This is a genomic window from Chlorogloeopsis fritschii PCC 6912 (assembly GCF_000317285.1).
GTDB classification, from domain to species: domain Bacteria; phylum Cyanobacteriota; class Cyanobacteriia; order Cyanobacteriales; family Nostocaceae; genus Chlorogloeopsis; species Chlorogloeopsis fritschii.
The window spans coordinates 26,787-35,962 of sequence record NZ_AJLN01000124.1 but is presented as its reverse complement, the minus strand read 5'-3'; the positions used below and the strand labels follow the sequence as shown (position 1 = coordinate 35,962).

Genomic DNA, 9,176 nt, shown 5'->3' with positions numbered 1-9,176 from the left:
CTAGTCCCTTCCCCTTACGTTCCCTATTCGGTCAAGAGCAGATGGGTGATGGCTTGCTTTACTGGTTACTAATCGCTATCTTCACTCTCAGCAATAGCCTACTACTAAGACTGCATCCTGAATTAGCCCGTTCTCAATTCATTGGTTTAGTCATTAGCGGTGTTATCCTTGCCTTGAGTATCTTTCCTCAAGTTATTAACTGGCGCATCGACTACACTGCCACAAGCGGGCAACTACTACTAGATAATATTCTGGTTAGTACCATTTTCCAAAATCAACAGCCAATCGGCTTGTATTCTCATCGCGGTCATGCTTCATTTGTCCTAGCAGCAGTGGCAGTTATAACGCTTGTTGGTTGGCAATGGCGGTGGATAAACACTCGTTATGCTGCTATAGCTAGTATCCTGATTATCCCTGCATTGCTATTAACTCAAACTAGGGCGGGAATACTAGCTTTTGTTGTCGCAGGAGTTTATTGGCTCTACCAGTTCCCTCTGGGCAAACAAGTACGCTCCTTTATGCTCTGCACTGTGTTAGTGGCTTTGTTGTTTGTCGGTGCAGTTTCCTTGACTCGCAATATTGAAACACTCAATCGATTCAACTTTGATAGTAATACCAAGATTCTCAAACAACTGACATCAGACAGAGTGTATTTGTGGGAGATATCACAACGCGGTATCAGTAAACGTCCTTTACTCGGTTGGGGTATGAATGGTTTTGGTACTGCTTTTCCCCACGTCAAAAATTCTAAATGGATGAAGATTACTCGCTTAGGCGATTTTACTTTTGATTACCAGGGCTTTGATGGGCAGCGTGGCAGGCAAGCGCTACCTACGGTGAAAGCACACAATTTGATTTTAGATACAATTTTATCAGTAGGTGTACTAGGATTAGTGTCTTACTTATCGCTGTTAGGATTGGGTCTATGGCTGGTTATTAAGTCGCCTTGCCGGGGGATTGAGGCGGTGGTAATTGCCTACATTGTGTTTACTTTTACCTGGTTTGAGTGCGCCCAGTATACGCATCTAGCTTGGTGGTCGTTGAGTTTGGTTGGAGCGTCATGCGTTCGTGAATAAATTATACTTTAAGATTTCGGTATTTTTTATATAGTTACAGAGATAGAAGCACTATCTTAATCAGATTTCAGTCATATAGATATAGAAATAGTTAATTTTGGCTGTTTAAAACCCAAGATCTGCCTTAGCTAAATCAGCAGCAGCAAAAACTTCCTCATCTGATTTTTCTTCCCAAGCAGCATCACCAATTTCAGTGTAGAATTGGGCGTCATAGGGGCGAGTACGCACCACTACTGGCATGGGAACGGCATGACCTAAAACTAAGGCTTGTTGCTTAGAGTCTAACTTTGCTAATACTGATTTAAGACTGCCAGCACCAGATACACCTGTAAAAATCGCGTCAATATCTTTTTCATCATTCAGCAAGGCAGTGACGCGAGTACCAATCTGGGACATGACTTCATTATCTATCCCTGATGGGCGTTGATCGACTACCAACAGCGTGACAAAGTACTTGCGCATTTCGCGGGCGATCGTACCAAAAATAGTACTTTGGACTATGGCAGGGTCAAGGAAACGGTGTGCTTCCTCAATAGTAATCATTAATTGTGTTGGTTTATCGTTAGGATTTTTTGTCTGCAAAAACTTTTCTGCTTTACTGACGTAATAATGGTGGATACGACGGGTAATCATATTCGTCACCAACATATAGGAAAGCATATCTGACTGGGAACCAAACTCGATCACAACGTTCTTACCCGCTTCTATTGAACGCATAACTTGATTGATGTAGTTGTGCGGACAAGCTGCACGCATATATTTTAAGTTTTCCAGCCGATATAGTTTGCGCTGCAATGCAGTAATTGAACCTTGGTGCCCCCGCTTCTCTTCACAGAAAAGCTTGATTTCCTCGTTGGTCATGTTCAATAATTGCAGAATCCAAGATTTGCCAAATTCGGCATAGAGAATATTAGCGTTATCAATACTGGCTTCCGAAAGTCCTAAATCGCGAGAGCATAATTTAACATCTTCAACTTCAATTTGGTCGTAACTCAGGTAAAGTTCTTGAGCATGAGGAACGCCACGACGCTTGGTCGATTCTGGATCGAGCGTGTATACTTCTACTTTGCTGGGGAAAAGTTGCTTTAAACCTTTAACTGTACTGAATTGTTTTCCTTCCGATACAGCTTCCCAACCGTACTCGGAGTGCATATCAAAAATTAAATTTACTGCCGCGTTTTTACGAATTGTTCCTGCTAAAAGTAAGCGTGTCAAAAAAGATTTACCTGTTCCAGATTTACCAAAGACGCCATTGCTACGTTCAACAAAGCGATTTAAATCGATGCATACCGGTACATCCATATCTAGTGGTTTACCGATAGAAAAGTTTTTTCTGTGGGGATCGTCTTCCCAGCCGAATACGCGGCGAAAATCTTCTTCTGAGGCTTCGTAAACTTGGCTAAAATGAGTGGGAATAGTTTTGACTGGCATCAATTCCATACTTGTACTTGTTTGGGGCTGAAATGATGCCAATCCTGTTACCGATGAGGGCACAAAAGGATTTGCAGATTTACCATTTGTAGTCGAAAAAGATTCATTAGATTCGGGGGTAAACATGAGCATGGGTGCGAGATTGATGGTGCCATAAGTACCACTACCGGCTAAAACTTCTCGCAAAAAAGTATCTTCCCAACTAGGAGGATTAGCGATAATTCGTTGATTGGCAGTTCCCAGTGCCACATCTGTAAGCATACAGAAAAAACGCGATCGCATACCTTGCACAACTAGAAATTTGCCCACCCGCATATCTTCAACAGAAATATCAGGGTGCAATCGCACTTCTAATCCGCCGATGAGAGAACCTTGTATGACTGAACCTAATGGCTGTCCTAAATTCATTTCATTAATTACATACTTACGTGCCTTATTTTAGGTTGAATTTTAAATAGATGGGCGTGGATAAACATTATTTTCTGTTAGAACTGTTAGTAGTTAGCCCCTACTAACTACTAACCACTAACTACTCAATTTGAATCGAAGTAGGCGCAGTTGTACCCGTGGAGAACCCAGAACCTACAACTGGTTTGCGGAATTGGGCGTAAAGGCGATCGCGCCACACAAAGAATGGTTCATAGGCAGGATTGTCTGCTAAACCAGGTACTCCTTTGCCTCTGATGTCGGCTGGCAAATCCAGATAAGGGCCATTAGGAAATTTTAATAATATAGATAAACCTGCCACTGCAAAATCGGCTAGGGTTGGTTCATCTCCTAATAAATAAGGACTATCTGCCAATAGCAGACATAAAGCTTCCAAGTCTTGTTTCAAATCGGCGATCGCTCTTTGTACTGCTTCTGGGCTGTAACCGACTCCAAAGCCCAAAAGTTTGAGTACATCGTTTGGTACTCCTTCTACAAAAGTTTTGAAGACATCGGGAACAGAATTAGGTAACAAAGCTTTGCGGAAATTTTGGTCTTGACTAATGGCAGAAAATAGTGCCTTCCGTCCTTTGATGCCAATCGATTCATCTGCCCACTCTTCCATCATGAGGCATAAACCCCGTTGTTTGGAATCTTGTGGGATCAGTGGGCGATCGGGATAATGTAAGTCTAAATACTTAGCTATCTCAGTAGAGTCAACAATATACTGATGCCCATCTTTGAGTATGGGCACTTGTCGCTGACCAGTTAAACGAAAAAGTTCTACTTGTCCTATTCCTGGCGTAACCTCGATTTTACGGTATTCCAAACCTTTATAATCGAGGATTAAGCGTACTTTTTCTGAGTACTGGGACAGTTCAAATTGATACAATTCCAGCATTTATCAAACCCTGTATTATGGTTTATGCTTTAATTTTACAATTTTGCCTTCATAAAAATTAATCTCTTTTTAAATCGATTTCAATTTATAATAATTAACTTTTTAATTTCTAATTAGATTAAGATTTGTATTCTTGTCAAAATCAGCAAAAATACTTGCATAGACAATTTTGTTGGAAAATTTCATTTTCTATTTGCCGATTAGCACTAAATTATTTAATTACACAAGCAGCAATGGTAAAAATTTTAACAACGTAGTTGAAACGCTTTTTTGTATTACCATGGTTCTACATCTTTAGATTTATGGAAGCAATCATGAAAAATTTGCGACCGCAAGCATAATAAACCCTAATCTTTAATTATTTATGCCATTGAATGCGAAATTTCTATAGATAGACATACATTTAGGAAGATGAGTGGTTTACTCGTTAAACTTACTGAAATTATTGTATTTATTATTGCCAAACAAAAAAACTTTCAGTAAAAGTTTTAGGCTGAGACGAATTTAAATTTTGCCATATAAAAAGATTTATTCTGTAATTTCTAAAGACTAGTTGTTTTCTCAGGGAACATATAAGTGTTCCTATGAGTCGCTTTACTTAATATATATTTTATTGATATTTTGTTTGCACTCATGGCACTCAATCACTCTTTGTATAAGTATCTGAAAGATATTGGATATTATGATCACAACTGCTTTGTGCAATCAAAAATTACTTATACAATTAGATTTTTTGCGTAGCAAGATGTTATAAATCTTTATGGTAATGTGTAGAAATTTAAGCCAAACAAAATTTATGAAGGTAGATTATAGCAATTTGCTGACCAAGTTGGCTGGTATAGCAGGAGTGACGAGCGCAAGTCTCCTAATTGGGTTACCTGTAGGAGCAAACGAGGCTCTCAATCGTCAACCTGGTTTGTTCCAAGAAACTCTGTATAGCCGCACTCAAAGCATTTTGGCTAATACTCAATACACACTTAGTGCGCCTGCGTCTGCACCCAAGGGCAAAAAACCAAGTAAAAACAATCTAGTACAAAATACAGGACAAGGGCCGCTAAATCCTAGACCAAGTATTTTAGATGAGTGCCCTTATAATCGCGCTGCTTGTCCTGGAAGTACTCCGGCAGTTCCACCTACAACCCCTGAAACTACACCTACCGAGCCTGCTCCTACACCAGGAGTAGAGACAACTCCTACTCAACCATCAACAGGCACAGAAGGTAAAAATTTAGTGGCTCTGGCAGAATCCAATAAGGAATTTTCAATGTTAACTAAAGCTTTGAAAGCAGCTGGGTTAACAGAAACTTTGCAGGGCAAAGGGCCTTTCACTGTATTTGCACCCACAGATGCAGCTTTTGCTAAATTACCACAAGATGCTGTACAAGATTTGTTGAAGCCAGAAAATAAAGAAGTATTGGTCAAAATTTTGACTTATCATGTAGTTCCTGGTCAGGTATTATCAACTGACTTAAAATCTGGTGAAGTAAACAGTGTTGAAGGCAGTCCAATCACTGTCAAAGCTGATGGTGGCAAGAGCGTAATGGTAAATGATGCTAATGTTGTGAAACCAGATATTAAAGGTAGTAACGGCGTCATCCATGCAATCGATCAAGTAATATTGCCTCCTAACTTGTAATTTTGTTAGCTCATTATGTCTCTGTAGGCACACAGTTTTTAGCCGTAAACCCTGTTCAAATCGATTTTGAATAGGGCTTTTTATATTCACAATTAGATAAGCGATCGCATTGAGGAGTCTTTCTCGATTCAGGATGTTGCGGTGAGGAGTGCGATCGTAGAAGTAACCGTTAACTATCTCTACTAAGTTATAGATCTGGCAATCTTCAGCCTTGCCCAATGCCGATAACCAAAATGAGAACGTGCTAAATCTGCCATTCTGGAAGTATCGGCAAAATAGCCTGACAACTTCTCATGCAAGCTATGATTTATTGTCGGAGAGTAACTTTCCCAAGAGTATGAGATTCGTTCCTTTAGTATTCCACCCATGCATTCTGCTTGCTCTGAAAGTAAGATTTTCTCCTGCCTTTGTGTTCTCTGGAGTGTTGCCCATCTTCTTGCCATAAACCACGCTCCAACGTAAGATTTTGCCTCTTTCGAGAGGTGAAATGGAGATTTGAAAGTAAATTCATAATTCCTAAACTTCTCCACTGTGAGTTATAGGTCAAGAAGTTGAGGAACTTGTGAGGAATTTATATTAAAGCTTTATTTTTATCATCGAAAAGCCAAAAAATAGGGGGAAGTTTAAATTCGCTTCCCCCCTTTCTTGATATTTGCTTTTTTCTTCATCTCCCGTCTTCAACTTGCGTCGAAGCATCTGCTGCTGTTTCTTGAGTTGCCGTTGTCGTGCAGATCCTCCTTTTCCTTTGTCATTCCTGCCTTGTCGGCGGGGTGACTCCCATCTTTTTAATCGCATAAAGCTTTTCCTACATTGATACGATAATTCCAATAAGCTTGTTATTTGCAAGCATTCCTTATATCTTTGTTTTTAAGGAATTACTAAATTGTATATATTGTAATTTTTTTTGTCTTGATTGTCAAATTACAATTATGTAATTATACGACTAAGTAATTCACTTATCGCTATATTCAATTCGGTTTTCTGTCCTTAATAAATGTTTTAATCCTAACTTTGTAAAAAATTCCAAATGGGTCGGTCATCCCATATTTGTACTTCAATAAAACGGTCATAGCGCCAGTACTCTTCATATTTCCACTTATCCCCTGGCAATCCATACGCCTGCACAATGTCATTTATTTCTTCTAAAGTAAAGACTTTTCCGTGAAAAGGTTTCCGATATGCTTCGCCTCGCTCAAGTGTCGCAATTGCCAAACTTGGCATACTATCAGGATATGTAAACGAAATCATGTCACTTGTAAAAAGCGACAAAGGCAGTCTTAATTTCGCAGGGTTAGCATTGCTAAAAAACCCATTTTTTTGAAAAAAGTCATCGTTTTCGCCTAAGACAAAATAAAGTGGGTGCTTGAGATATGGCTTTTTACCCTTCTCTTCAAACTCTTCGTACAACCATGCTTCGACTCTGCGCCGTTCCTCAAGATACCCAGGATGCAGCCATGTCCGCTTACCATTTTCTTTGAGATGTGCTAGTATCACCTCCGCTACTTCATCAGGATGACTGCAAATGTTTTTGAGAATGTCGCTCCCTTGTTCGTAGTAATGCGTAATGTACTCAGGAAGTTCGTGCATTAATTTTATTTTTGAACCTGATTGTGGATTATTTTGGTACTTATCCTGCTATGACCCGAATGGCACGCTTGTTAAGCGAGAGGGTTTGCGATTTATTCAGGCGATCGCCAACTGGTGACGCAACATAGAACAAAATTGCTGGATTAGTGAAGATAGGCTTTAGAATACACGATTTAAGCGTGGACTCTGGTTACAGTTCTCGGAAAGCTAGCCCCAAACTGTGGTGCGATCGCTTTTGAATATAATTGGCTGGAGCTTTTGCCTCAAAAACCAATATATTTTTCTGTCGCACCAGAAATTTACAATGCTTACCTTGGCGAGTACGAATTCAAAAATGGTTTGATAAAAGTAAATAAAAAAGATGATGCTCTCTTTTTTCAAATCGCTCAACAAGCTCCCTTTCAACTTTACCCAAAATCACCCCTTGAATTTTTTGCTAAGACAGTAAATGCAACTGTTGTGTTTGTCAAATCTTCCCTGGGGCAAGTCACTGAATTGAGTCTTCGCCAAAATGGCACAAGCATATCAGCGAAAAAAGTTAAGTAAAAAATCACTGCTTAACCAGCGTGTTAGGAGTACTTAACTTAGTCCCATTCCGCTATGACCCTCTCACTAACAAACAATCCTTTATTTTTATTCTTTGTTCTTGACACTTTGCCTACCTACTAGTAGAATGGAGACATGAATTTGAAAGATACTCGAACTCAAATTCTCGATGCAGCCCAAGAACTCATCCAGCGCTTGGGTGTAAACGCCATCAGCTACCAGGATATCAGCGTTGCAGTCGGGATTCGTAAAGCAAGCATCCACCATCACTTTCCAACGAAGGATGACTTGATTGCAACTTTGCTTGACCGATATAACGCTTACTTTCTGCGGTTGGTGGACAATATTATTGCTATGCCCATTCCAGCAGATGAGAAACTCCGTCGCTATTGTGGGTTGTTTGAAGCGACGCTCAGTAGTGGCAACCATGACAAAGCTTGTCTGTGCGGTATGCTTGGCGCTGAACTGGCAACTCTGAAAAATCCACTTGTAGAACGTGTTGCAGTATTCTACCGTAACAATGAAGAAAGATTAGCGACAATCCTGAATGAAGGTCGCAACACAGGAGTATTTGGGTTTCCTGGTGATGTGAAAGCAATGGCAACGCTGATTTTCTCTCTTTTAGAGGGTGGAATCTTAATTGTCCGTGCCAGTGGTGGTGTTGAGCAATATCGAGCAGTGATTGAGCAACTGATGCAACTGGTGAAGGGATAAATATTTTTTTATTCTTTTGCCTACCAACTAGTAGATAGATAAATTAGGAGAAAATTATGAATAGCACAATTGGCATTCTTGGCACAGGTAGAATGGGAATTCGCCTTGCGCTGATGTTTGCGGATGGAGGGCAGAGTGTAATTCTCGGTTCGCGTTTTCGTGAGCGTTCAGCCAGAATTGTACAGAAATTGGGGCGCGAGCAAATTACCTCAGGTAGTTATGTGGATGCCGCAACAGCCGAATTTGTCTTGCCAGCCCTATTTTTACGCGACGGTTTGCTAGATACCCTTGAGCCATTGCGGAATCAGCTAGATGGCAAGGTTTATATTGATATTTCCAATCCATTTAACAGTGATTACTCGGATTTCATTCTGCCGTGGGATACCAGTGGAGCAGAGCAAATTCAGCAACAGTTTCCTAAAACACGAGTTGTAGGTGCGTTCAAAAATGTTTGGTGGGAAGTATTTGACGCTCCGCAATTTGGAGAGACAGTCAGTGATGTATTTGTTGTCAGCGATGATGTGCAAGCGAAAACCAAGTTTTTTAGCCTCGTGGGAAAAACGCCCTTTCGCTACATTGATACCGGGAAACTAAGCAATGCCCGAACGATAGAACGGATGACTCTATTAAGTGGTGAATTAGGTCAAAGATATGGCTTTTTCCCACGGATGAACTATAAGTTACTAGGAGAACCTTGGACACCGGGACAGTGCGATCGCCTAGCAGAAATTATTGCTTAGAAAACCTTTGTGATGCCAAAGGAAACTAAGATATGTAATTACTAGAACGTAGAGAATTGCAGGATTATTTGGCGATCGCGAACGATTCAGTAGACTATAAACTACGGGATGTTGGCAAT

10 protein-coding genes are annotated in these 9,176 nt (G+C 40.3%); 5 read left to right on the top strand and 5 right to left on the bottom strand.

Features of this window, described 5'->3' with window-relative positions:
• The coding region (locus UYC_RS0129000) for an O-antigen ligase family protein (protein ID WP_016879002.1) at nt 1-1,076 on the top strand (1,076 nt) is incomplete at its 5' end.
• A 105-nt stretch (nt 1,077-1,181) separates the two neighbouring features.
• On the opposite strand, the gene UYC_RS0128995 is transcribed toward UYC_RS0129000, so the two are convergent.
• Both UYC_RS0128995 and UYC_RS0128990 read right to left on the bottom strand, forming a co-directional pair.
• Complete coding sequence (locus UYC_RS0128995) at nt 1,182-2,915, bottom strand: helicase HerA domain-containing protein (RefSeq protein ID WP_016879004.1); 1,734 nt, start codon at nt 2,913-2,915, stop codon at nt 1,182-1,184.
• Between the two features lie 121 nt (nt 2,916-3,036).
• The gene (locus tag UYC_RS0128990) at nt 3,037-3,834 is read right to left on the bottom strand and encodes a glutathione S-transferase family protein (RefSeq protein ID WP_016879006.1); all 798 of its coding nucleotides are present in this window, start codon (nt 3,832-3,834) and stop codon (nt 3,037-3,039) included.
• 796 nt (nt 3,835-4,630) lie between these two features.
• Here UYC_RS0128990 and UYC_RS0128985 point away from each other — a divergent pair.
• Complete coding sequence (locus UYC_RS0128985; RefSeq protein ID WP_016879762.1) at nt 4,631-5,470, top strand: fasciclin domain-containing protein; 840 nt, start codon at nt 4,631-4,633, stop codon at nt 5,468-5,470.
• 182 nt (nt 5,471-5,652) lie between these two features.
• Here UYC_RS0128985 and UYC_RS35815 read toward each other — a convergent pair whose 3' ends face one another.
• From UYC_RS35815 to UYC_RS0128970, 3 genes are all read right to left on the bottom strand, one after another.
• Nucleotides 5,653-5,913, bottom strand: a complete 261-nt coding sequence (locus tag UYC_RS35815; protein WP_016879761.1) for a hypothetical protein — start codon at nt 5,911-5,913, stop codon at nt 5,653-5,655.
• 133 nt (nt 5,914-6,046) lie between these two features.
• Nucleotides 6,047-6,265, bottom strand: a complete 219-nt coding sequence (locus tag UYC_RS0128975; RefSeq protein WP_016879011.1) for a hypothetical protein — start codon at nt 6,263-6,265, stop codon at nt 6,047-6,049.
• Nucleotides 6,266-6,475: 210 nt separating this feature from the next.
• On the bottom strand, nt 6,476-7,057 hold the full coding sequence (locus UYC_RS0128970) for a hypothetical protein (protein ID WP_016879013.1): 582 nt from the start codon (nt 7,055-7,057) through the stop codon (nt 6,476-6,478).
• Nucleotides 7,058-7,315: 258 nt separating this feature from the next.
• Here UYC_RS0128970 and UYC_RS0128965 point away from each other — a divergent pair, with 258 nt between their 5' ends.
• The 3 genes from UYC_RS0128965 (at nt 7,316) to UYC_RS0128955 (ending at nt 9,057) form a co-directional block, all read left to right on the top strand.
• The gene (locus UYC_RS0128965) at nt 7,316-7,603 is read left to right on the top strand and encodes a DUF3471 domain-containing protein (protein WP_016879014.1); all 288 of its coding nucleotides are present in this window, start codon (nt 7,316-7,318) and stop codon (nt 7,601-7,603) included.
• A 135-nt stretch (nt 7,604-7,738) separates the two neighbouring features.
• Nucleotides 7,739-8,317, top strand: coding sequence for a TetR/AcrR family transcriptional regulator (locus UYC_RS0128960; RefSeq protein ID WP_016879016.1), 579 nt, complete (start codon nt 7,739-7,741; stop codon nt 8,315-8,317).
• Between the two features lie 56 nt (nt 8,318-8,373).
• Nucleotides 8,374-9,057: an NADPH-dependent F420 reductase gene (locus UYC_RS0128955; RefSeq protein ID WP_016879018.1), complete on the top strand. Its 684-nt coding sequence runs from the start codon at nt 8,374-8,376 to the stop codon at nt 9,055-9,057.
• Nucleotides 9,058-9,176 lie beyond the last annotated feature (119 nt).

Excerpts from the sequence above, each read along its gene's own strand:
- UYC_RS0128995 (WP_016879004.1), bottom strand. The coding sequence starts at position 2,915 with ATGAATTTAGGACAGCCATTAGGTTCAGTCATACAAGGTTCTCTCATC.
- UYC_RS0128990 (WP_016879006.1), bottom strand. The coding sequence starts at position 3,834 with ATGCTGGAATTGTATCAATTTGAACTGTCCCAGTACTCAGAAAAAGTA.
- UYC_RS0128985 (WP_016879762.1), top strand. The coding sequence starts at position 4,631 with ATGAAGGTAGATTATAGCAATTTGCTGACCAAGTTGGCTGGTATAGCA.
- UYC_RS35815 (WP_016879761.1), bottom strand. The coding sequence starts at position 5,913 with ATGGCAAGAAGATGGGCAACACTCCAGAGAACACAAAGGCAGGAGAAA.
- UYC_RS0128975 (WP_016879011.1), bottom strand. The coding sequence starts at position 6,265 with ATGCGATTAAAAAGATGGGAGTCACCCCGCCGACAAGGCAGGAATGAC.
- UYC_RS0128970 (WP_016879013.1), bottom strand. The coding sequence starts at position 7,057 with ATGCACGAACTTCCTGAGTACATTACGCATTACTACGAACAAGGGAGC.
- UYC_RS0128960 (WP_016879016.1), top strand. The coding sequence starts at position 7,739 with ATGAATTTGAAAGATACTCGAACTCAAATTCTCGATGCAGCCCAAGAA.
- UYC_RS0128955 (WP_016879018.1), top strand. The coding sequence starts at position 8,374 with ATGAATAGCACAATTGGCATTCTTGGCACAGGTAGAATGGGAATTCGC.